Below are 24005 nucleotides of genomic sequence, written 5' to 3' on the forward strand. Positions count from 1 at the left end.
ACGTTCCAAAACATATGAAGCTATCCCTTTTGCTAAATTCATGACATTTTTTCCTATTTACCGCTTAAATATTAAATAAATACTACTTTTTATACCAATTACTGCATTATACTAAATAGGAATAAACGATGGGAGTAGCTTATGAAAAGAAAATTTATCTACGTACTTACTTCTTTACTAATTGGATACGTGTTGTTTGCGTCATATCATATTTATTCTGCAGCTAGTTCACCTCCTCCAAAAAACGCAGACTACATTATGATTCTTGGAGCTAAGGTAAATGGAAAAGAGCTATCTTTAAGTTTACGAGAGCGCATGATTACTGCGCTGCATTATTTAGAAGATAATCCTTCAACTATTGCTATTGTCTCAGGTGGACAAGGTGATGATGAAGACATCTCTGAAGCGGAAGCAATGTCTACTTTTTTAGTAGATCACGGCGTTGACTCTGCTCGCATTATACAAGAAAATCAATCTACTTCCACTTATGAAAACTTTCTCTATACCAAAAAGCTTATTGATATCAATGACAAACATATTGTACTCGTCAGCAACCAGTTTCATTTATACCGCGCATCACTGATTGCCAAAAGACAAGGATATAACGTATACCCATTAGGTGCAGAAACACCAAACGTCGTGAAGCTTCAATCATATGGTCGTGAGTATGCGGCAATTATTAAAACTTGGCTATTTGATCGTGAATAAGCCATTTCGTTTTTTAGATAGATAAGTAATTGGTTATTAACTAGTTTCTCTCAACAGCTTTACTTCAATACTCCTTTCGCTTACTTTATGTAAGGTTCTTCTCTTTGGTCGTGAAGTTTTAAGAAGTGTAGCACCTAATGCTTTGTGCTATAATATGTGTTATAGGAGTGAAACAAATGAATCAATCAACCTTATGTCCACGCTTTGAAAAAGCAATGACGATTTTAAGTCAGCGCTGGACCGGGCTCATTATTTATAAGCTTCTGTCTGGACCCCAGCGTTTTTGTGCCATCGAATCATCCATTTCAGTAAGCGGCCGCGTACTATCAGAACGCTTGAAAGACCTTGAACAACAAGGGATTGTCAAGCGTGAGGTCTTTCCAGAAACGCCTGTACGCATCGAGTATTCCTTGACGGAAAAAGGAAAAGCGCTTGAACCTATTATGATAGAAATTGAAAAATGGTCGCAGCAATGGTTGGAACAAGATAATTTGTCATAACGTAAACAAAGAACCCCCGTATAAAAGGGGGTTTTCTTTGTTTCATTTTATTGTGCGACTGCTGCTAACTTTTCACGATACTTCTTCGTAACGTTTACCATTTGAGTTAAAGCATCGATTACCTGCTTTTCATTTCGTGTTTTCAAACCGCAGTCTGGATTAACCCAAAATTGTGCTGGGTTTAACACGCGAAGAGCACGGTCAAGATTATTTGTCATTTCTTCAAAGCTTGGAATACGAGGGCTATGAATGTCGTAAATGCCAAGCCCGATTTCTTTATCGTATGAATACTGCTCGAATGAAGAAATAATATTGCCATGACTTCTGGATGCTTCAATTGAAATGACATCTGCGTCTAGTGCAGAGATTGTGTCAATCATGTCATCAAATTTCGAATAGCACATATGCGTATGAATTTGCGTTGTATCTTCTACACCCGTTGTTGCTAGACGGAACGCTTCAACAGTAGCATTTAAATACGCGGCTTGCTTTTCAGCTCGAATTGGCAATCCTTCTCGCAGCGCAGGTTCATCTACTTGTATCATGTGAACACCGGCTTCTTCAAGCGCTTTAACTTCTTTTCGAATGGCTAATGCAATTTGATTCATGCTTTCATACTTCGAGATGTCTGTACGTGGGAATGACCAGTTTAAGATGGTAATTGGCCCCGTCAGCATTCCTTTTACGACTTTTTCGGTTAAACTTTGAGCATAGACAATTTCTTTAACCGTCATCGGCTCGACTAAATAGACATCTCCGTATACAACAGGTGGTCTTACGCAGCGTGAACCATATGATTGAACCCAACCGTTTTTCGTTGTTAACATTCCGCCTAAGCGCTCACCAAAAAATTCAACCATATCCGTACGTTCAAACTCACCGTGAACCAGCACATCAATACCAATTTCTTCTTGAATCTCAATCCAGCGCTTTGTTTCTTCTTTTATAAACGCTTCATACTGTTCGTTCGTTAACTGACCTTGCTTCCATTTTAAGCGCTTCGAACGAACCTCTGCTGTTTGTGGCAAGCTTCCAATTGTTGTAGTTGGTAAAAGCGGTAAATCAAACTTTTCTTTTTGCAAACGCTGGCGCTCAGCCACAGAAGCACGAGATAAGGCTTGATCATCAATCTGTTCTAGCTCTGCTCTCGTTTTCGCGTGAACGCGGTTTGCAACCTTCGAAAATGCCTCAATCTCTTGCTGATGTGCTTTTACTGCTTCGCTATCCCCTTTTAAAAGGTCCTTTAAAAGTTCTAGCTCAGTCAGCTTTTCTTCAGCAAAACTTAAGCCTGCTCGAATATCAGCTGGTAGCTCTTGTTCAGTTTCTACCGTTACAGGGACATGAAGCAGTGTACTAGATGGCTGAACAATTACCTCTTCTTTACCCACTAATTTTTGCAATTCACTTACAAGTGCAGCTTTTTCAATTAAGTTACTTTTCCACACGTTACGACCATCAATAACGCCTGCAAAAAGCTTTTTCCCTTTTGGAAAACCGTGTGCTTTTATCGCTTCACTATTTTTTCTCTCATCATGTACAAAATCCAACCCAAAAGCATTCACAGGAAGGTTCACAACAGATTGGTAATTATCTAATGCTTCAAAATACGTTTGGATGATAAGTTTAGCACCAGGTACTTCCTCTGAAATACGCTGATAAAATGCCTCAACATCCTTCCAGTACCCTTCTGCTTTATTCGTTACAAAAATTGGTTCATCAATTTGAATCCACTCTGCTCCCGCTTCATGTAACTCCTTAATCACTTGAATATAAAGCGGAGTTAATTGAGCAAATAAGCTCGATACTTCTTCTTGTTTAAATCCTTTGCCTAATAAGATAAAGGTTGCTGGCCCAATTAGAAGAGGCTTACCGTTAAGTGCCAATTCGTCCTTTGCTTTTTGCCAATATGCTAATGGTCTGTTTTCATTCAATGCTGGCGTTACGTCAGTAAACTCTGGGACAATGTAGTGATAGTTGGTATTAAACCACTTAGTCATCTCACATGCCTCTGCTTCTTTGTTCCCCCTTGCCATTGCATAATATGTATCAAGAGCGGATAGATTTTGCTTTTTGAAACGAGCTGGAATAATATTAAACATAACCGCCGTATCAAGCATGTGATCGTAATAACTAAAGTCACCTACTGAAACAAAATCAATCCCCTTATCTTTTTGAATACGAAGCTGATTAACATACAACTCATGAAGTTGGTTGTGCAGCTCTGCTTCCGTTGTTTCCTGCTTCCAATAAGATTCAATTGCTTTTTTCCATTCTCTGTTTCTACCGATTCTTGGATACCCAATTGTTGCTGTATTCACTGTCATTTCAATCTCCTCGTTTCGTCTATTTTTCTGCAATAAAAAACTCTCTGGAAAGAGAGTTAGACGACAGCTTTAAGAAGTATTGAACAACATATACTTTTGTTTCAATACCAAGCTAATCACCTCTCCCTATTACGCGTAGGTTGTGAGTGCAAACAACAGGCAGGTCTCCTGACTTAGAATCATCACCTATTATCACCTTCCCGTTTCATAAACAGTGGTTTACTGATAATAGGCTCCTCCTTACAGTGGCGCGACCGCGTCGGATTTTCACCGATCTTCCCTTTTAAGCTAAAACTAGTGTCTTAGCACCTTTTGCATGAACATATTCACTTTATACACTAATTCCTTTTCAATTAGGAATTGAACATAACGATACATGATTTCGATAAGTAAATCAAGTCTGATTTTTCTAAATTTTAAAAAGAATACGCTTTCATATAACTGTGTTTTTATACAAAATAAAAATAGCAGGCTATAGGTATAGCCTATAGCCTGCTTACTTTAGTTAATGTTCATAAATCATCTTGCGCGTCATTCCACCATCGACAACTACGTTCGTCCCCGTTACAAAATCATTGTCTGGATGCGTCAGGTAAAGGCACGCTTTTGCAATATCTGCTGGAGTGCCAACTCGGTTAGACGGATGCTGAGCATGATCAACATCTCGAAGCTCCTCATATTGCTGAGTTTCAATCCAGCCAGGAGAAATTGCGTTGACGGTAATCTTGTCTGGTCCAAGTGAAATGGCAAGAGCATGCGTTAGCGCCACAATGCCACCTTTTGTAGCAGCGTATGCTTCGGTGTGTGGCTCTGACATAACGGCACGCGTAGAAGCTAAGTTTACAATTGAACCACCTATTTTGTTATTTCGCATCACTTTTGCAGCTTCTCTTGAGCATAAAAATACGCTTCGTAAATTAAGATTTATGATATCATCCCATTCATCTAGCGTTAACTCATACGGAGACTTCCACTTTGTTACTCCAGCATTATTAACCAGAATGGTAATCGTACCATAAGCTGAAACAGTTTCTTTCATGAGGTTGATAACATCCTCTTCTTTTCTTACATCTGTGTGAATAAACATTGCCTGTGCACCTGCTTCACGCAGCGTTTTAGCATGCTTCTCCCCTTGTTCTTCATCAATATCTGCGATTATCACTTTGGCACCTTTTTTGGCATAGGCGCTTGCCACACCTTTTCCAATTCCATTTGCGCCACCAGTTACCACAACAACCTCACGTTCAAATGTCAAAGTCATCCCTCCTCTACACTTAGTTTATTCACTTTTTTCGTCTGGTTGAAACAAGTGGTCGGTTACAAATAGCTTGAAGGTTTCGCTCGTTAATTTGCAGCCGGATGCTTTTGGATGGCCTCCACCACCAATGTGACCCACGATTTCAGCTAAATTAATCTTATCTTTCACCGCTCGAAACCCTAGCTTTTTCCTTCCCATATCAACCATTACTGAAAAGTCGATTTCTTCATGCTCTAGGCATAATGCATTTCCCAACTCTGACTGATATGTATCTGCGAACACAATCCCTACCTTGTATTTTTGCTCTGCAATCTCTACTTCTGCTTGCATCATTTGCTTTTGTTTGTCATAGATATATTTTTCAATTCGCTTCTCTTCAGCTTCAAGTAAAATCGCGTGCTTTTCTGTAAATTCAAAGCTTTGATTGGCACCAGTATAAGATGCTTGTAGCGTTTCGTGAACCGTATCTTTAAACTCTTCATGAGAAATTAAGTAGTAAAGGTGATTAAGTCTTTTTGCTTTTTCATTTTTCTCGTGAAACCAATCCCACGTATCGAATAAACGTACAAGCTCTACGTATTCATCCAGCATCTTCGTACGTTCCAACATCTTGTTTTCTAGTAGATATGTATAAAAAAGCGATGTAGCTGCTGTTTTCGTCCCATTCTTATCTTCTGGTATCACATGGACCCAATCGTATTTTTCAGAAAGAGGAAGTGCAGAAATATGATGATCAATAAGCGTAACCTTTTGACCATTTTTCACAAGTTCATCCAGCTTAGCTGCTACTTCATCATTTACGCTAATATCCGTTATGTATAAGTCTTGTCCATCATTATCTTCTTCTATAAAATGCAGCACCGTATCGTTTATGCGTCCGATTCCTACCGTGTCGTAATCAAGGTTCTCATCACCAAATGCTAAGCGAGCTAATAAAGCTGGGCTTACCCCATCTAAATCATTATGTGAAATTAACTTTACTTTTGTCATCAAAAAACTCCTTTAAATCGTTATCAATTACTCATTCACTTTAGTATGCGTGAATCTTTTTCCATTATAGCAAGGAATGAAAAAAATGCGTACATCCTCACCTTTCATAAGGATGTACGCACAAAAATTCACGATGCTTGCTGATTCGCTTTTTCTTTTGATTTCTTCTCATATGAGTCTACAACAACAGAAGCTGCAGCATCTCCGACAATATTAACCGACGTACGGAACATATCAAGAATACGATCGATTGCTGCAATTAAAGCAATTCCTTCAACTGGAAGGTTGACGGCTGCTAGTACCATTGTTAACATAATCATCCCTGCACCTGGCACGCCCGCAGTACCAATTGATGCAATGGTAGTTGTAAACATGATTAGTAAAATTTCACTCATACCGAGATCAATTCCATAAAATTGTGCAATAAATAGCGCAGCAACACCTTGGTAAATCGCACTACCGTCCATATTCATTGTGGCACCTAACGGTAAAACAAAGCTTGCTGTTTCCTTTGAAACGCCAAGGTTTTCCTGAACGTTTTTCATTGAAACAGGTAGCGTTGCACCACTACTTGCTGTACTAAAAGCTACAAGGCCGGCTGGTGCTATTCCTTTTAAAAATGTAAGTGGACTCATCCCAGCAAAGCCTTTAACCGCAAGAGAATACACAACGAGAAGCTGCGTTAAACAACCTAATGCTACAGCAATAATCACCTTAGCGAGAGGTGCTAAAACAGCTAAACCATACTCACCAATAATTGGTGCTACCATTCCAAAGATACCAATTGGTGCAATGACCATGATACCACTTGTAATTTTAAACATGACTGTGGAAAAAGATTCAAATAGCTTTTGAATTGGCTTTGCTGGCTCTCCTACAAATAAAATCCCTAAACCAATTGCAATTGCCATAAAGATAATTTGTAGGATATTCCCTTCCATTAACGCTGCAAATGGATTTTCCGGAATCATGTTTAACAACGTCTCCGTAAGCGTTGGTGCTTCTCCACTCGGCGCAGTGGCTCCTTGCGGTAACGACACGTTAGCTCCTGTACCAGGTGATAAAATCACAGCATATACGATACCAATCGTCACAGCAATCAACGTTGTAAAGAGGTAGAAAACAATCGTTCTCCCTCCCATACTAAAAAGCTGCTTGGTATCTTGTAAACTTGTTACGCCTACAATGAGCGTCGTTAAAATCAAAGGCGCCATAATAAACTTAATGAGCCTTAGAAACAAATCGCCAAGCGGCTGCACGACAGACATCTTGTCTCCAAAGATGAGTCCGAGCGCAACAGCTACGACGAATGCTACTAAAACCTGCGTTAGTAACGATGGTTTTTTCATAGTTGTTCTCTCCTCATAATGATATTCCCGCTGTATCCCATCGCCTTAACTGCTACGCAGTAACTCCCCTTTTTTTGCATATTTATACATATTTTGTTCACTGCATACTATACACTTTCCGTTTATCACACTACCATCTTATTCTCCATAAAGACACGTGTCAACCCTCAAAAAACTAAAAAACGAACAAAAAAATGAGAATAGTCATCTTTGTTCGTTTTTTAAAATCAATTGGGAGAAATCCCTTTAAAGAAGATATGTAAAATTTCCAGCGACTTATTTTTATCAAATGTAGCTATCTCATGAGGAGCTAGCTGATCAAAATGATTGCTTCTAAGAGACGAACAATAGCTGTTCCAATCCTTTTGGTTTGTCTGAACACGTTCGTTCCATTGCGCTACGGTCACTCGCTTTCCGCGGGGAGGAACCTGAGCTTCCTCGCTGCGCTGCGGGATCTCACGTTTTCCCTCTCTTTCCCGCAGGAATCGAGTGTCCTACGCTCCATTCCACCCTGTTTCCAACATTGTTTTCACAATCAACAAAAAACCTGAACGATTAAAAGTGAGAAACTCTCAATCGTTCAGGTTTATCATTGGCTGAATTACTTATGTCCCAGCCTTTTTCTTCATTCTGCTTTCATAGGTATATTGCGGTCTTGTTGGTAAATGTCATAAACTAAAAAACTAAATGCGTAGTAAAATGCAATGATTGCAATCGAATCTGACATGATATACATAGCGCCCAAACCAACTCCAACAACTAATGTCTGAAGGCTTAAACGATCTTTTTGAAACGCTAACTGTGACATGAAATAACCTAAACCGATTAAAACGGCTAATACCCAGCTATTTTGAATTTGTAGAACATCATGAATATAGATATAAAGACTTGGAAAATATACCAGCGTTTCTACTACGCTTGAAGTTCCACTGTATGTAAGCCACCACTTGCGTTCTCGTTTCGTTTTTGGAACCGTTGCCTCAATTGAAGTAGGCATCTCCTGTTCCATAAATACCGTTTCTCCATGATCTTTCATCCATTGAAGCATAATTGACAATACAATAAACCCTAAAAAGATAAGCAATAATAAGTACTCAACCCAGGCTGGAAACATGTTCTTTTGCTGTATGGTATCCAAGTATACCGTTTGAAGACCCCACTTCTCTACTGGTAGCGCATAGTACAGCATAATGACTACGTAAAGAAGTAAAATAAGAACATAAAAAAACGATTGTTCTTTATAATATCGAACTTTTTTCTCTTCAGATATTATTCGTCTGACCATAATACTTTCAAAATAAGGACGAACAACACTGATGATCACGACTAAACAAGTAAATGCAATCATAAACCGCTTTAATCACCTTTTCACTTTTCATTATGTAATCAACTTTCCGTATGGTTTCTTATACAAAAAAGCTGCTGTTCTTGGGACTGACCCCTGTTTTTGAGACAGGAATCAAAACACCTTTTAAACAACCCGTTTTCTGTATTGTACAGGAGACTGGTTGTTTAATTTTGTTTGAATACGGGCATGGTTATAATACGTAATATAGCTTTTGACGGTTTGCTCTATGATGGTAGTCGTAGTGTATGTCAACTCGTCAAGGTAGAACGTTTCAGACTTTAGTGAGGAATGAAACGATTCAATTGAGGCATTATCTGCAGGCGTCCCTTTTCGGGACATACTCATGATAATGCCTTTCTCTTTAATTGTTTGTTGATAAGCATACGATGTGTACACAGAGCCTTGATCACTATGCAACGTGCACCCTTCCGGTAGAGAAGGGAGTTGGTTAAGCGTGTCTAAAACAAACGCGACATTTTGACAATCACCAATGGAATACGCAATAATTTCTCCGTTAAATAAATCTTGAATACTTGAAAGATACAATGGTTTCGGCCCAAAAGGCAAGTACGTAATATCGGTCACAAGCTTTTGAAGAGGGCGTTCAGCTCGAAAGTCACGATTTAATATATTCTCTGCAACCTGATAAGGTTGCCCTGTTCGCTGCCGTTTCTTCCGTTTAACGCGACATTGCCAACCGTATTTCTGCATGGTACGCTGCACAAACTTGTGGTTAATCTTCATGGTTCGCTTGAGTACAGCTGTGATCTTCCGATAGCCATATCGAAACTTGTGTGCACGACATTGTTCACCCACTTGCTGTTCCATCCATTTCTTTCGTGTATCCTGTTGACTATGCTGCTTCCAACGGTAGTAAGTGGACCGAGGAATACCAAGATGGAAACAGATTTGATAAATAGGGATTTGTTCTTTTAACTCTTCCACTAGGTTCACTGCGATTTCTGGTACCACTTCCTTTCCAATTCCTTGTACTTTTTTAAAATCTCGATTTGTTGCTTTAATTGTCGGTTCTCAGTCTTTAACTTAGCTGTCTCGTTTTCAAAATCAGGACCTTTTCCATAGGCATATTGCTTGCCTACTGGCTGTTCCAACCGGTGTACATCCCCATTTTGATACCACTTCATCCATGTTTTTAATTGGGTAGGATTCCGAATGTTTAGTTGTGATAAGACTTCTTTTACAGGTACACCGGCTAACCTCATTTCAATCGCTTTTAACTTTATTTCGACTGGATAACTGACTCTTGTTCCCATAGAAAAAACACCTCCAAGTGATTGTTAGGTACTACATACCCAGTTTTCAACTTAAAGGTGTTTTTTATTTGTCTCACTTTATGGGGTCAGTCCCCTTATCAATGGTTTCCTTTTCCTATAGTATCAAATATATGAAGTTATTTACAATGAAAATATTATGTGGAAATTAAGTTGGCCACGTTTATACCACTGATTGTAACCATTGGTGACCCACCTCCTGGATGAGTTGTTCCACCAACAAAATAAAGCCCTCTTACGTCTTTGGACACGTTGCTGGGCCGTAGAAAGCTATCCATTTTCCGATTAGCACTAATACCGTAAAGAGCCCCTTTATACGCTCCGAATTGCTTTTCAATCCAGCTTGGTGTAATGATTTTTTGACATGATAAGGTAGATGTAATATCGATATCGAACCTCTTTAGCTTTTCATAGATAACTTGTTCGTACCCATTATCATTACTCATTCCTGCTGGTGCGTTGACAAGAATAAATAAGTTATCACCAGGCGCTACGCTTCTATCTGTAATAGAGGGTTCAAATTTACTAACCATCTTATTTGTAAAATGCGGGCGGTCCGCTTCATCTACCAGAAACGGGTAGGCTTGCAGTAGGTCACCATTAACAATAATTGAGTCTGCGGGCAGTTTTTCACCATTCTCAAGCTTAATTCCCACTGCTTTCTTGTTCTTCACCTGCACTTTTTCTACTTGTTCATTCAGCACTAAAGTTCCTCCTGCTTTTTGAAACACCTTAGCAAATCCTTCAGCAATTCTAGGGTTCCCCCCCTGAACATAGTAAACTTCTTCGTTCATTTCTAAATGACCAATTAATGAAAAGGTAGCAGGTGAAACGTATGGTGAAGAGCCTATATACGTGGCGTAACGATTGAATGCGTTAATCACTTTTTCATTTTCAAAAAAAAACGCCTGTGAAAAGAATCAATTGTTTCAAATGGCTTCACTTTAAGAAGGCTCGTAAACAAAGACGGGTTCATATAATCTTTCCACGATGAAAACGTTCGATAAAAGAACCGATCTTGTGCAATCGCCTCACCTTCTCTTTCCACCAAGTTAGCCACTCGCTCAACGTTTTTCTACCCGTCATAAACACGTCAAATGTTGAAAGGTCCTCGCTAACAAGCTTACTTTTAATGCTATCTAACTCAGTAGTTACGGCCTGCTCTAGCTTATGAGTTAATTCACTTCGACTTGTTTCTGTATTTACTTCTATACGTTTACCCACTTTAATAAATAGCTCTGGACGCTGATCATGACGAAAACTATAGTAATATGCAATTGGAATAGCTTGTACACCCTTTTCTTTTAACATGATAAAAGATGGGCCGTCCGAAAATTGCAGAGGTCGCTTCTCTAAATGTTCTTCCTTTCCCTGTGGAAAAATCCACACCCCTTTTTTTCTCTTAACAATTCCCTTGCATACAGGAGCGATTTCATAATATGCTTTGGCGAGGCTTGATTAACCGAAAATGCTCTATTTTCAATATATTCTTCACTATGTTATGTACAACCATATCTATATTTGGCATAAAAATAGACATGAAAGATAAGCTGAAGAATTCAACTTTCATTTCATGTCTATGGCGTAGCATTTGCTTTTTTAGCTAGTAAAAGCTGAATCGGCAATCCAACTATCAGTCCTGGAATCACAGACTGTCAACAACGATTCAAATTTCCCCAATTTCAACGAAATGAAATTCCCCATTATGAACGGCTAAATCGTTGTTTGGGCAGGATAAATTCCTGCTTTTTTCTTTTCTCGCAAACGGTAGGAGTCACCCTTGATGTTAAATGTAATCGCATGATGTAAGAGGCGATCCAAGATAGCCGTTGCCAATACATCGTCACCAAAAACTTTTCCCCATTCAAGGTACGATTTATTAGATGTTAAAATCATTGCTCCTTGTTCGTATCGCTTTGAAACAACCTGGAAGAAAACATTGGCGGTTAGTTCATCAAAAGGAAAATAACCTACTTCATCTACAATTAACACGTCTGGACGACTCCAACGATTTACGAGTCGCTGGAGTGTCCCTTTATCATTGGCCTTGCGGCACTGAGCCACTAAGTCGTCGGCCGACAAAAATAGGGCTGTATATCCTTGGGTAATCGCTTCAATCGCAAAGGAGACGGCTAAATGAGTTTTTCCTACACCCGGAGGACCCAGTAATATGCGATTTTCCCCATTGGCAATAAAGCGACATGTTAAGGTTTCCTTGACCCTTTTCTCGCTCAGACTTGGTTGAAATGTAAAGTCAAAATCATGAATCGTTTTGGTGTAAGGCAGCTTTGCCCGTTTCATTCGCTTTTCTAGTTGATCAGAATCTTGTTGCTCCGTTTCATGCAAAACGATAGTGTGAAGAAACTCAGAATATGATACATTATCCTTAGAAGCGTCTTCTAGTAAACTATCAAGTTGGTTGGCTGTATGATGCCAGCCGAGCTTCTTTAAACGCTCCAATAAGAGTTCGTTCATCATACAGACTCACCTTCTTCCAGTGCTGCGTAAGCAGCGAGAGGGCGTTTTTCCACATTTGGAGATGGGGTATGAGAGTGAAGACCGTCGGTCGCCAAATCTTCAACGTTCTTCGCTTTCTGCCCTTTTTCTTTTGTATGTAGCCCATCATAGTGTTCCATTCGGATATGAGTAGTTGCTTTTCCTGTAAGAACCGGATGCTTTGCGATACATTCACGTTCATCGTAAATCTCTAAATGATGATCGAGTGTTTCTTTAATCTTAACCATTTGTCCAGCGTAACGGTAAGGAACTGAATACCTTTTTCCGCGGTACGACACCACACAGTCCCGACTGACTTCTCTGGTTTCCCAATGTGAAGTGGGAAACAGAGGCTTCACTCCCCATATCTGCAGGAACTTCTGTTCCTGCTCAAATCGTTGAAATGGTGACTCATTAGTAGTCTGATTGGTTTTCTTGTTAGCTATCTGATCCAACCATGTACGTACGGCTTCATTTAATGCATGTAAAGTTGGTTCGTGTTTTCGCTGAAAGAAGTTATCTTTCAAATACTTAATGGTTCTTTCTACTTTCCCCTTTGTTTGCGGACGTTTAGGACGACAGGCTTTTGGCACAATCCCATAGTAGGCTAAGAAATCCTCAAACTTGCGATTGAAACGAATCTCTACAGGACTATGCTTGATTACAACGGTTTTCATATTATCATAGAGAATTTGTTCTGGTACCCCATTAAAGTAAGAAAAAGCATTCATATGACACTTCATGAGGGTTTCGAGATTCATGTTGGTTGTAAACTCTACGTACTTCATTCGGGAATAACCTAATATCATCACAAATGCATAAATGTCTTGCAGATTGCCATTCACTAAGTATTTTCCCACGTACGCCCAATCCACTTGGGCTTGTTTCCCTGGTGGTGTTTCAAACCGTAAGGTTGCCTGTTTCTTTGGCTGTTGACGAAGAGGACGAACAAAGTCTCTTAAAATTGTCATCTTCCCCTCGTAACCCATCGTTTGAATTTCCTCTAACAGTACGACACAGTTGGTTGTTCCTTCTTTGACTCGTTGAAGGATGTAGGACTTATAGGGTTCGAGCTTACTCTCTTTCTGCTGCTCGCTTGCCTTACGTTCCGGCAACTGATTGCTTTTTAGATATTTGCTGATCGTTTTACGATCGAAGCCTGTTGCTTCTGCAATGGCTGTTTTCGTCCACCCTTTCTGAAATAACTCTCTAATCATAAAAAACTCCCCAATCTTCAGCACCGTTTCTTCACTCCATCTTTGATGTTTGTTTCGAAACGATTATCTGTTATTTTTGGGGAATTTAAAACCGTTGTTATTGGGTATTTTACAATCGTTGATTACACAGACAGCATCGGTAGCCAAATCGGCCCAAGCAGTACTCCGTTAATTTTCACAACTGAAGCATACATGATGCCTACTGTTACAAAGTAAGCACAGCATGCAAACGGTATAAACGAGTAAAGAGGAGGGGGATCTGCTTCTGCATCTTTAAAACCATCCCACATTGCAAAAAAATACAAGCATGGGTAAAACATAATCCACTGCATGTCTACAGTTGCTAACGCCTGTTCAGTTTCACCTAAAAAACTTAATTGTATTGCAGAGTTAAAATGTGCGCCCATATTGATTAAAAATTCTAATACTATAAACACAATCCCTTTTACGTACTGCTTGTTTAATAATTGACTAAACCCTGGTAGGGCAATATTCCACAAGATCGCTTCTAGCCTAGTCAAAAAATTGGTTCTCACAATTTAGAATATATACAGGGGGCACTTGGCATGGTAATTGTTTTTTCATCCTTATCTACCTCGCATTGATTTACCAATAGTTTTAGTAAAGGAGAAAAATTTATACCCCGAAATGTAATTTTATGTAAGTTCACTTAGCACCATTACTCAAAGGCAGCTCTTAATATTTACGAAGATGAACCACCTCTAAGCCTAACAGGCGCTTTCTCAGGAACTGAAAACATCTATTAATAATACTTTCAAGCGTTTTTGTATCATTTCCCAAAATTCTAATGGCACATCCATTAATCGCTAATTTTGAAATCCCTATATATCCATGCCGCTCTTCACTTAATACTTCATCATACAATTCATCAATGACCGAATCGATAATTCCTTCAGCCACTGCTAAAAAAGAACCGAAATGTGTGTAGCCCTCCATTTTCATAATCGCATGGATGTCTTCATGAGGCGATAAAAACAAATGGTCAAACACCATTAACTGATTGTTTTGATAAACTTTGAGCTTCGAACGCAGTGAATCATACTTAAATATCTCTCCATTAGGTGACCAGCCTGGCGTAATAACGTCAGAGATAAAAAACGTTGCTTTCTCTTCCATATGTACAGTTGTTTCTTGTATAAACTGCGCATCTTCGTATAAAATAAGCGGATCTGGAAGGTATTCAATCACTGCTCCTTTTTTTAAGAGCAGCTCTGTTTCCTGAACTACAGGTGCGTTTGGCGTTCGGTATACTTTTGTTGCAGCCTGTGTCGTCAAGCATAAATGTGCACCCTCTTCAGCCGTAATACACGCTTTATAACGGTCTCCACCAACATATCCACCTCCTACATGTAGAAGGTAGATTGTTGGGGTATGCTCTTCCATGTAAATTGGGCGAGCCACCTTAAAAGCTCCGTCATGATATGTGTTATAAACAACCGTCTTACCTTTCACCTTGTGCGACTCAAGCTTTAAATAGCCTGTATAGCTCATGATTTAATGCCGATAAGCAATACTTCTTTTTTGATCCACTGAATTACTTCATCCAGTCCTTGATCCTTTTTCAAATTTGTAAATACAAAAGGCTTCTTACCTCGGGCTGCAATTGTATCTTCTTTCATTACATCTAAGCTTGCACCAACATACGGAGCTAAATCCGTCTTATTAATAATAAACAAGTCTGATTTAATCATTCCTTGTCCACCTTTACGCGGAATCTTTTCACCCTGAGCGACGTCAATAATATAAATAGAAAAATCGACAAGTTCTGGACTAAACGTTGCTGCTAAATTATCTCCACCGCTTTCCACAAAGATCAGCTCAACGTCAGGATGTCTTTCAACCAACTCGTCGATTGCCGCAAAGTTCATAGAAGCATCTTCTCGAATAGCGGTATGCGGACAACCTCCTGTTTCCACACCAATGATGCGTTCTTGAGGTAATACGCTATTTTTCACTAAAAACTGAGCATCTTCTTTTGTATAGATATCATTTGTAATAACGGCCATGCTTAGCTCACTTTGCAGTGCTCTCGTTAGTCTTTCTACAAGCATCGTTTTCCCCGCCCCTACAGGACCTCCAATACCAATTCTCATTGCATTCATTTTTTCGCCTTCGCCACAAAGGCTTCCCTCCCTTATATCGTTTTGTATTAAGACATAAATAAGCGAACGTGCAGACGTTCATGCTGCATTTGAGCGATTTCAAGACCGGGCATCATTGCACCAAGCTCACTTGAATCCGCTTGAAGAATATTCATTACTGCCTGGTCAATTTTCTCATGAAAAGCAAGCGAAATTCGTTGACCATCTGTTTGTCCAATTGGGATACCACGAACTGCATTTTGAATAAGCGATGACACAGTGGCGTACAAATGCGTAGAAACAGCTGTTTGTTTACACACCTGTAATTGCTCAGCTATAATGGCAAAAACAATTGATGGATGACCAAAACACTCCTTCCGCTGAATCTCTTGTTCGTAGCATTCTAAAAGCTTCCCACCAAACAGATCGACGCAAAGCTTGACCATTCTCTGACCAATTCTCCTTGTCCCTTCTCTTGTTTCTTTTGCTAGCGCCAGTGCATACAGCTCTTGATCTAATTCCTTTATTTTCTGAAGGTGCCCTTCTGAAGCAAATTCATATGCCAGTCGGCAAGCTAACCCATCTGTATAAGTAAGCTGTGTTTCAACATACGTACTAAGAGCTTCTGAAAACGTAACAGCATTTATAATTCGCTCTTTTTGAATATAGGTTTCCATGCCAAATGAATGTGAAAAAGCGCCGGATGGAAAGTTTGAATCACACAGCTGTACAAGCGCTAACAGTTGATTAGTCATGACTATGTCCAATATGTCTAAATGCTTTTTGAACCGTTCTTTTTTCACGCTTATACGGAATGCTTAGCTCGTTAAGAAGCTCTTCGACTAAATAATCATATTGAACAAGCATTTCGTTTTCTTCAAATTGAGCTGGCAGATGCCGGTTTCCAAGCTGATGAGCAATCTCCCCCATCTGCTTAATACTTGTGGGTTGAATCGTTAATAAGTCATCTGCTATTACTTGAATAACAATCATATTCTTCTCATCCATATAAAGCACATCACCATCTACAAGCTCACGATTGTCTTTCAAACGAATTCCTAGTTCTTTACCGTGATCGGTCACAACTCGCTGCACGCGCTTTAATAGATGATCACTTTCTAAATACACTTTTTCAATATGTGGCGCTTTCTTTTCTAGCGTAGCGACATTTCCAACAATTTGCTCGATTAACATTGTTTGTTTTCACCTCAAAATAAAAAGTATCGTTGTGCCATAGGCAATACTTCTGCTGGCTCACACGTAATTAATTCATCATCCACTCGCACTTCGTACGTTTGTGGATCCACATCAATTTTAGGCATTTCACCATTTAGCTTCATGTCCGTTTTACTTAGTGAACGAATCCCTTTTACAGGCTTAATCCGTTTCTCCAATCCCAAGGTTCGATGTACTCCTCGGTTATATGCAGCTTGCGAGATAAATGTTATCGACGTTTTACTGCGTGCTTTCCCGAAAGAAGCAAACATCGGGCGATATAGAACCGGCTGAGGAGTAGGTATAGAGGCATTAGGATCACCCATTTGACTGTGAGCAATCATTCCGCCTTTAATAATCAACTCTGGCTTTACACCAAAAAACGCTGGATCCCAAACGACTAAGTCTGCAAGCTTACCAACTTCTACTGAACCTACGTATTCTGAAATGCCGTGGGTGATAGCTGGATTAATTGTATATTTTGCGATATATCGCTTAATCCGTTCATTATCACCAATACCGTTATCACCTTTTAGTTTTCCTCTTTGCTTTTTCATCTTATCTGCTGTTTGCCACGTTCTCGTAATCACTTCACCAACACGACCCATTGCTTGCGAATCAGAAGAGATCATGCTAAAAACTCCAAGGTCATGCAGAATATCTTCAGCTGCAATCGTTTCTTTACGAATACGGGAATCTGCAAATGCAATATCTTCTGGTACAGAAGGATCTAGGTGATGACAAACCATCAGCATATCTAAATGTTCTTCTAGAGTGTTAATCGTATACGGTCTAGTTGGATTCGTTGATGACGGCAGAATGTTCTTAAAGCTTGCCATCTTCATAATGTCAGGTGCATGTCCACCACCTGCTCCTTCCGTATGATACGTATGAATAACACGATTTCCAATTGCTCTCATCGTATCTTCGACAAACCCACCTTCATTTAGCGTATCTGTGTGAATCGCAATCTGTACATCATATTCATCCGCAACTTGCAGACTTGTATCGATTGCTGATGCGGTGGTACCCCAATCTTCATGAAGCTTAAGGCCAATCGCTCCAGCCTCAATTTGTTCGATAAGAGGCGTTTTTGCTGATGCATTCCCTTTACCTAAAAAGCCTAAATTCATGGAAAAAGCCTCAGCTGCTTCTAGCATCCGCTCGATATACCACGCTCCAGGTGTACACGTCGTCGCGTTTGTTCCCGTTGCAGGACCTGTCCCTCCTCCAATCATTGTTGTTACTCCAGACGATAAGGCGGTTTCAATTTGTTGTGGACAGATAAAGTGAATGTGCGCATCAATTCCTCCAGCCGTCACAATTTTTCCTTCCGCAGCAATAATTTCTGTACTAGCCCCAATAACAAGATCAACATCATCCATTAATAATGGATTTCCCGCTTTTCCAATGGTTTGAATCATGCCATCTTTTACACCAATATCTGCTTTGTATATCCCCGTATAATCCATGATGATGGCATTCGTAAAAACAAGATCTGCTGCTTCACTTCTTGTCGCAAGAGGATGCTGTCCCATCCCATCACGGATGACTTTTCCTCCCCCAAACTTCACTTCATCACCATAGGTTGTAAAGTCCTGTTCAATTTCAATAAAAAGGTCGGTATCCGCTAGCCTTACAGCATCTCCAACCGTCGGCCCAAACATATCTGCATACTGTTTTCTTGACATTTTAAAGCTCATGTTCGACCTACTCCTCTTTTAGCTGGCCCGTGGGTCCATTTGTTTTATTATTTAATCCATATACATGCTGTGATCCTGAAAAGGGTACAAGCTGTACATTTTTAGGATCACCTGGTTCAAAGCGAACGGCCGTACCAGCAGGAATATTCAAGTGATAGCCAAACGCTTCTTTGCGGTTAAACTCTAATCCGTAATTAACTTCATAGAAATGAAAATGAGATCCCACTTGAATAGGACGATCACCTCGGTTGGTTACTAACATCTCGACTATACCCTTATCTTTGTTACAAACAATTTCATCTTTACGTAACTTGTATTCTCCGGGAATCACTTCTTCTCCCCCCTATCGAATTGGATCATGTATCGTCACAAGTTTTGTTCCATCTGGAAACGTTGCTTCTACTTGAATATCATGAATCATTTCAGGAATACCTTCCATTACATCATCTCGTGACAAGATTTGTGTTCCGAGCTGCATTAATTCGGCAACAGTTCGACCATCTCTGGCGCCTTCTGTTATTTCATATGTAATAACGGCAACTGCTTCTGGATAGTTCAGTTTTAGCCCCCGCTTTTGCCTACGCCTCGCAAGGTCTGCAGCGACAACCACCATAAGTTTTTCTTGCTCTCGTTGTGTGAGTTTCATTTAAACCTCCCTTTCTATACTACTAAATGCTTTTGAATAGCTTCTAAGTTCACATTTTTTGAATCTCCTTGTGCAACAATTCGACCATGATCTAAAATGTAAAAAAAGTCCGAACAAGCTAGTGCTAAATCTACGTTATGCTCTACTAAAACGATGCCAACACCTTGTTCTCTAGCAATTTTAATAATGACCCTTTCAATAAGCTGAACAATAGAGGGTTGTATTCCTTCCATTGGTTCATCCAGCAACAAAAGTTCAGGATTTCCTACTAAAGCACGGGCAATCGCAAGCTGCTGCTGTTGACCACCGCTTAAATCACCTCCTTTCCTCTGTAACATTTCATGAAGAACGGGAAACAGCTCAAACACATGTGATGGAATAACGTCTTTTTTTGGTTTTTTTTGAAGCGCTTCAAGACCTAACAATAAATTTTCCTCTACTGTTAATGTTGAAAAGATATCCCTTCCTTGAGGAACATAACCTATCCCTTTTTTGCTCGCTGCTCTGGTCTAAGACCTTTTACGGAGTGATTTCTCCAAACAACATCTCCTGCACTCGGCTTCAGTAAACCCATTAGTGTTTTCATTAACGTTGTTTTTCCAACTCCATTACGCCCAAGAACTGCAATAATTTTTCCTTTTTCAACTTTAATTGAAACATCACGTAAGATCGTGGTTTCATCATACCCCGCTTGTAGATTTGCTACATTTAGCATGTTTGCTTCCTCCTCCCAAGGTATACTTCTTGAACGTGCTCATTTTCTTGAACATCTGTCATATTACCTTCGCAAAGTATTTTCCCTTCATGCATGACCGTAACTTGCTTAGAATACTTTCTGACAAAATCCATATCGTGCTCCACTACAAGTACAGAACATGACGCGGAGATCTCATGCATTAATTCACCGGTTTTTTCTCGTTCTTTCCCAGTCATTCCAGCAATGGGCTCATCTAGAAGTAACAAGCTTGGGTTTTGCATAAGCTGCATTCCAATCTCTAGCCATTGCTTTTGCCCATGTGATAACTCTCCAGCTTGCTTGTATACGAAGTCTTGCAAACCAATTTGCTCAAGTACTTTTTCAATATGATTTTTTGTCTCTCCAGTCATTCTGGCAAATAAAACAGAGGTGAGATTTCTTTTTTGCCTGATTGATAGTTCCAAATTTTCAAACACACTTAACTGTGAGAAGATAGAAGGGTTTTGAAACTTTCTTGCAATTCCCTTTTGAACAATTTTATGTTCTTGAAGGCTTCCAAGGTTAACCACCTCTTCAAACAAAACTCTTCCAGATGTTGCTTTTGTTTTCCCACAGATGACATCTAAAATTGTTGTCTTCCCAGCCCCGTTAGGACCAATTAAAAACCTCACTTCATTCGGTTCAATCATTAAGTCCACACCCTGCAAGGCTTTGAATCCATCAAAATCAACCATAACATTATCGCACCATAGTATCTGGCTCATGAGATTTCTCCTTTCTAGATTTAAGCTTTTTAAATTTGTTCTGTATTGATTGAACAAGTCCAGCCATACCATTCGGTAAGAACAACACGACTACAATAAACAATAAACCTAAAAGGATTAGCCAAATATCTGGGTATGTCTCGCTAAATAAACTTTTCGCACCATTTGTAAAGATAGCACCAAACACAGCACCAAGAAGAGAATGTCGCCCTCCAATCGCTACCCATAAAACCATTTCGATAGATGGCGTTATGCCCATCATTGCAGGTGAAATAATCCCTACCTGAAGAACAAACAACATACCTGCTACACCAGCAAAAGCAGCTGATAAAGAATATACAAACACTTTATAAGAAGTTGGATTAAAACCTAGAAAACGAACGCGGTTTTCACCATCTCGTATAGCCATTAATACTTTCCCAGCTCTACTTTTAGTTAGCCAGATGGAAAGTGCAAAAACAATTGCCAATACACCTACTGTGACAAAGTAAAGAATTTGTTGAACAAAAGAATCCGCTAATGACATCCCCAAAAATGTATAAAAGCTGGTAAGACCATTTGTTCCTCCTGTTAAATCTTGTTTTCCAATAAATAAAGTGACTACAACGACAACAACTGCTTGAGAAATTAACGAAAAATAAACCCCACGGATGCGATTTTTAAACGTAAAGTAACCAAGAACTGTTGCTAACAGCATTGGTACTATGATCCCTGCACCAATTGCAAATACGGGGTTCGTAAACGGCTTCCAAAAAGCAGGAAGAGTCGTAACGCCACTCCACTCCATAAAATCTGGAAGACCAGTAGTCGAACCTTCTAGCTTTAGATACATGCCCATGCAATAAGCTCCTAGTCCAAAAAACACGCCATGCCCTAAGCTTAAAATACCTGTATAGCCCCATATTAAAGAAATTCCTATTGCCACAATGGCATAGCATAAAAACTTCGCTAATAAACCCAAACGAAACTCTTGCAGGAAAAGTGGTGCTACTAGAAAGCCAATAAGTACAACGATATATATAGCATATGTGCGATTAAATTTCATGGATAATCCTCCTTTAATCCAATGAGCGTGTTCGCATACTTACAAGGCCAGACGGCTTCCATTGTAAAAATGCAATAATTAGTGCAAACACAATTACTTTTGCAATGGTGGCGCTCGTTGTATATTCAATCGTTGTACTTAAAATCCCAATTCCTAAGGCGCCAATCACTGTTCCTGTCAGCTTGCCAATCCCACCTAATATTACAATCATAAACGCATCAATAATATAGTTGGTACCAATTGAAGGTCCAATTGGTCCAATAACTGTGAGTGCGCAACCTGCAAGGCCCGCAAAACCTGAACCTAACGCAAAGGCATAGCTATCTACCTTCTTGGTTGAAACCCCTAAGCAAGAAGCCATTTCTCGATTAAGCATAACGGCTTTCATTTTTCGACCAATTGCTGTTTTATAAAGGAAATAAGAAAGGCCAACTATGCTAAAAACAGCTAATGCTAAAATAAAAAGCCTTTTATACGGAAGAGTTGCCCCAAGAATACTAAATCCACCGTCTAGCCAATCGGGTGTCTTAACTGCTACATTCGGCGCTCCAAATATAGAACGAGCCGCTTGTTGTAAAATTAAACTCACTCCCCACGTGGCTAGCAAACTATCTAACGGACGATCATACAAAAAACGAATGACGGTCTTTTCAATGATTATTCCTAATACTGCGCTGATTAAAAATGCTAAAGGAATTGCTAGAATAAAATAATAAGCAAGCATTTGCTGAGGTAAATATGAAGAAACAATTTGTTGTACCACATAAGTAGTGTAGGCACCCACCATAATTAATTCGCCATGCGCCATATTAATTACATTCATTAGTCCAAACGTAATCGCAAGTCCTAACGCAATAAGAAGCATGATTGACCCTAAACTTAATCCATTAAAGAGCTGTGTAATAAAAATGGACAATAAAATGACTCCTCTCCATCTTCAAAAGATAAGATGTATACTTAGCACATCTTATCTTTTGAAAGCTTAGTAATCACTATTTTTTATTGCTGAGTGAAGCTCCCCATTCATAGCTTTCAAGGTATGGATCAGGCTTAATCGATTCACCGGATTTCCATACTTCTTTAAACTGACCGTCAGCTTGCACTTGACCGATTCGAGCTGTTTTCCAGATATGCTGATTAGCTCCTTCTATTTTCACTACTCCACTCGGCGCATTAAATTCAATTCCATCAGCTGCTTTCTTCACTTTATCAATCTCAAAGCTTCCTGCTTTCTCCACCGCTTTGGCCCATAAATATACTGCTGTATAGGCAGCTTCTATTGGGTCACCAGTTACGCGGTCATCTCCGTATTTCTTTTTATAGTTTGCTACAAATTCTTCATTTTCGGGAGTGTCTGTTGTTTGATAGTAATTCCAAGATGCATAATGCCCCTCTAATACAGAGGCACCAATTCCTCTTATCTCTTCTTCTGCTACGCTTACAGATAGTACCGGAATATCAGCAGAAGTAATACCAACATCTTTTAATTGTTTAAAGAAAGCAACATTACTGTCACCGTTTAATGTATTGAATATTACATCAGGCTTCGCGTCTTTAATTTTACTAATTAGCGTGCTATAATCTGTGTGCCCAAGAGGTGTATATTCTTCCCCAGCTAACGCGCCTCCTTCTGCTTTCAACTGAGATTTAATGACTTTGTTAGCTGTTCGTGGAAACACATAGTCTGAACCTATTAGAAAAACTTTTTTTCCTTTATTTTCAAGCAACCATGTGACAGCAGGTACAATTTGCTGGTTAGTTGTGGCGCCCGTATAGAATATGTTAGGTGATGACTCCATTCCTTCATATTGGACTGGGTACCATAACAAGCCGTTATTTTGTTCAACTACAGGCAGCATCGCTTTACGACTCGCTGACGTCCATCCTCCAAAGATTGTTGCTACTTGATCTTTTTGCAAAAGTTTTTTTGCCTTTTCAGCAAACGTAGGCCAATCAGAAGCTCCATCTTCAATTACAGGCTCAATTTTTTTACCAAGCACTCCTCCTGATGCATTTATTTCATCAATGGCCATCAATTCTGCATCGCGCAATGAAACTTCACTAATAGACATGGTTCCACTTAGTGAATGTAAAACCCCCACTTTCACAGTGTCCCCAGATGTATCTATCATCGCTTTTTGCCCTTCTGTACTAGTTGTTTTCCCGCAACCTGCAAGAACAAGCGTTGAGACTGCTATAGCTGATAAAACTGTTTTCCAACTGATTGGTTTCAATTGTGCCACTCCTTATCACATTCTAATTATTTGTGTTATAATTAGAATTAGGCATACATACCCCAATTTGTTATGCCCAATTCAAGCTTCTCACCGCCATGAGAAGCTTTTTATGTA

24 protein-coding genes, 1 pseudogene and 1 riboswitch are annotated in these 24005 nt (G+C 39.6%); of the genes and pseudogenes, 2 read left to right on the plus strand and 23 right to left on the minus strand.

Going from position 1 to position 24005, the window contains the following annotated elements; genetic code table 11:
• The first annotated feature begins 141 nt into the window (after nt 1-141).
• Both MKZ18_RS12135 and MKZ18_RS12140 read left to right on the plus strand, forming a co-directional pair.
• Nucleotides 142-708, plus strand: a complete 567-nt coding sequence (locus tag MKZ18_RS12135) for a YdcF family protein (RefSeq protein ID WP_144593810.1) — start codon at nt 142-144, stop codon at nt 706-708.
• A gap of 176 nt (nt 709-884) precedes the next feature.
• Complete coding sequence (locus tag MKZ18_RS12140) at nt 885-1208, plus strand: winged helix-turn-helix transcriptional regulator (protein ID WP_025910077.1); 324 nt, start codon at nt 885-887, stop codon at nt 1206-1208.
• A 47-nt stretch (nt 1209-1255) separates the two neighbouring features.
• On the opposite strand, the gene metE is transcribed toward MKZ18_RS12140, so the two are convergent.
• The 23 genes and pseudogenes from metE to urtA all read right to left on the minus strand — a co-directional run bounded on the left by metE (nt 1256) and on the right by urtA (nt 23888).
• Nucleotides 1256-3532, minus strand: a complete 2277-nt coding sequence (gene metE / locus MKZ18_RS12145) for a 5-methyltetrahydropteroyltriglutamate--homocysteine S-methyltransferase (RefSeq protein WP_144593811.1) — start codon at nt 3530-3532, stop codon at nt 1256-1258.
• 141 nt (nt 3533-3673) lie between these two features.
• Nucleotides 3674-3860: riboswitch (cobalamin riboswitch) on the minus strand.
• Between the two features lie 177 nt (nt 3861-4037).
• On the minus strand, nt 4038-4787 hold the full coding sequence (locus MKZ18_RS12150) for a glucose 1-dehydrogenase (RefSeq protein ID WP_076512386.1): 750 nt from the start codon (nt 4785-4787) through the stop codon (nt 4038-4040).
• Nucleotides 4788-4811: 24 nt separating this feature from the next.
• Nucleotides 4812-5780, minus strand: coding sequence for a DHH family phosphoesterase (locus MKZ18_RS12155; protein WP_061784841.1), 969 nt, complete (start codon nt 5778-5780; stop codon nt 4812-4814).
• A gap of 128 nt (nt 5781-5908) precedes the next feature.
• The gene (locus tag MKZ18_RS12160; protein WP_119543506.1) at nt 5909-7129 is read right to left on the minus strand and encodes a dicarboxylate/amino acid:cation symporter; all 1221 of its coding nucleotides are present in this window, start codon (nt 7127-7129) and stop codon (nt 5909-5911) included.
• Nucleotides 7130-7754: 625 nt separating this feature from the next.
• Complete coding sequence (locus tag MKZ18_RS12165; protein ID WP_144594165.1) at nt 7755-8477, minus strand: hypothetical protein; 723 nt, start codon at nt 8475-8477, stop codon at nt 7755-7757.
• 123 nt (nt 8478-8600) lie between these two features.
• Nucleotides 8601-9751 (minus strand): IS3 family transposase gene (locus tag MKZ18_RS12170; protein WP_144594449.1). Its coding sequence is split into 2 segments (ribosomal slippage): nt 8601-9478 and nt 9478-9751, totalling 1152 coding nucleotides; the frame shifts between segments, so codons are not numbered across the junction.
• Between the two features lie 155 nt (nt 9752-9906).
• Entirely contained in the window at nt 9907-10653 is a 747-nt protein-coding gene (locus MKZ18_RS12175; protein ID WP_061785836.1) for a phytoene desaturase family protein, read from the minus strand.
• An 88-nt stretch (nt 10654-10741) separates the two neighbouring features.
• Nucleotides 10742-11158, minus strand: a complete 417-nt coding sequence (locus tag MKZ18_RS12180) for a hypothetical protein (RefSeq protein WP_061785837.1) — start codon at nt 11156-11158, stop codon at nt 10742-10744.
• Nucleotides 11159-11482: 324 nt separating this feature from the next.
• Nucleotides 11483-12247: an IS21-like element helper ATPase IstB gene (gene istB / locus MKZ18_RS12185; protein WP_000980839.1), complete on the minus strand. Its 765-nt coding sequence runs from the start codon at nt 12245-12247 to the stop codon at nt 11483-11485.
• The gene (gene istA / locus MKZ18_RS12190) at nt 12244-13506 is read right to left on the minus strand and encodes an IS21 family transposase (protein WP_251385950.1); all 1263 of its coding nucleotides are present in this window, start codon (nt 13504-13506) and stop codon (nt 12244-12246) included. The genes istB and istA overlap by 4 nt, the downstream gene beginning before the upstream one ends.
• Nucleotides 13507-13604: 98 nt before the next feature.
• Nucleotides 13605-14003, minus strand: a complete 399-nt coding sequence (locus tag MKZ18_RS12195; protein WP_340842515.1) for a hypothetical protein — start codon at nt 14001-14003, stop codon at nt 13605-13607.
• A 175-nt stretch (nt 14004-14178) separates the two neighbouring features.
• Nucleotides 14179-14904 carry an urease accessory protein UreD gene (locus tag MKZ18_RS12200; RefSeq protein ID WP_237072016.1) on the minus strand — a complete coding sequence of 242 codons (726 nt, stop codon included), beginning with the start codon at nt 14902-14904 and terminating at the stop codon, nt 14179-14181.
• Between the two features lie 86 nt (nt 14905-14990).
• Nucleotides 14991-15605, minus strand: a complete 615-nt coding sequence (gene ureG / locus MKZ18_RS12205; RefSeq protein ID WP_025910064.1) for an urease accessory protein UreG — start codon at nt 15603-15605, stop codon at nt 14991-14993.
• A gap of 47 nt (nt 15606-15652) precedes the next feature.
• Nucleotides 15653-16339 carry an urease accessory protein UreF gene (locus tag MKZ18_RS12210; RefSeq protein WP_025910063.1) on the minus strand — a complete coding sequence of 229 codons (687 nt, stop codon included), beginning with the start codon at nt 16337-16339 and terminating at the stop codon, nt 15653-15655.
• Nucleotides 16332-16778, minus strand: a complete 447-nt coding sequence (ureE, locus tag MKZ18_RS12215; RefSeq protein ID WP_025910062.1) for an urease accessory protein UreE — start codon at nt 16776-16778, stop codon at nt 16332-16334. Before ureE ends, MKZ18_RS12210 begins: the two co-directional genes overlap by 8 nt.
• A 14-nt stretch (nt 16779-16792) precedes the next feature.
• Complete coding sequence (ureC, locus tag MKZ18_RS12220) at nt 16793-18502, minus strand: urease subunit alpha (protein ID WP_025910061.1); 1710 nt, start codon at nt 18500-18502, stop codon at nt 16793-16795.
• Nucleotides 18503-18509: 7 nt separating this feature from the next.
• On the minus strand, nt 18510-18833 hold the full coding sequence (locus tag MKZ18_RS12225) for an urease subunit beta (RefSeq protein ID WP_025910060.1): 324 nt from the start codon (nt 18831-18833) through the stop codon (nt 18510-18512).
• A gap of 12 nt (nt 18834-18845) precedes the next feature.
• A complete protein-coding gene (locus tag MKZ18_RS12230; RefSeq protein WP_025910059.1) occupies nt 18846-19148 on the minus strand; it encodes an urease subunit gamma in 303 nt (100 codons plus the stop codon).
• Nucleotides 19149-19162: 14 nt separating this feature from the next.
• Nucleotides 19163-19863: pseudogene (gene urtE, locus MKZ18_RS12235) on the minus strand (urea ABC transporter ATP-binding subunit UrtE).
• The gene (gene urtD, locus MKZ18_RS12240) at nt 19857-20609 is read right to left on the minus strand and encodes an urea ABC transporter ATP-binding protein UrtD (RefSeq protein ID WP_025910057.1); all 753 of its coding nucleotides are present in this window, start codon (nt 20607-20609) and stop codon (nt 19857-19859) included. The pseudogene urtE and the gene urtD overlap by 7 nt, the downstream one beginning before the upstream one ends.
• Nucleotides 20584-21654 (minus strand): urea ABC transporter permease subunit UrtC, encoded by a 1071-nt coding sequence (gene urtC / locus MKZ18_RS12245; RefSeq protein WP_061785839.1) that lies wholly within the window; start codon nt 21652-21654, stop codon nt 20584-20586. Before urtC ends, urtD begins: the two co-directional genes overlap by 26 nt.
• 13 nt (nt 21655-21667) lie before the next feature.
• Nucleotides 21668-22570 (minus strand): urea ABC transporter permease subunit UrtB, encoded by a 903-nt coding sequence (urtB, locus tag MKZ18_RS12250; protein WP_025910054.1) that lies wholly within the window; start codon nt 22568-22570, stop codon nt 21668-21670.
• Nucleotides 22571-22646: 76 nt separating this feature from the next.
• On the minus strand, nt 22647-23888 hold the full coding sequence (urtA, locus tag MKZ18_RS12255) for an urea ABC transporter substrate-binding protein (protein WP_025910053.1): 1242 nt from the start codon (nt 23886-23888) through the stop codon (nt 22647-22649).
• Nucleotides 23889-24005 lie beyond the last annotated feature (117 nt).

The organism is Priestia sp. FSL W8-0001 (assembly GCF_038050335.1).
GTDB lineage: Bacteria > Bacillota > Bacilli > Bacillales > Bacillaceae_H > Priestia > Priestia flexa.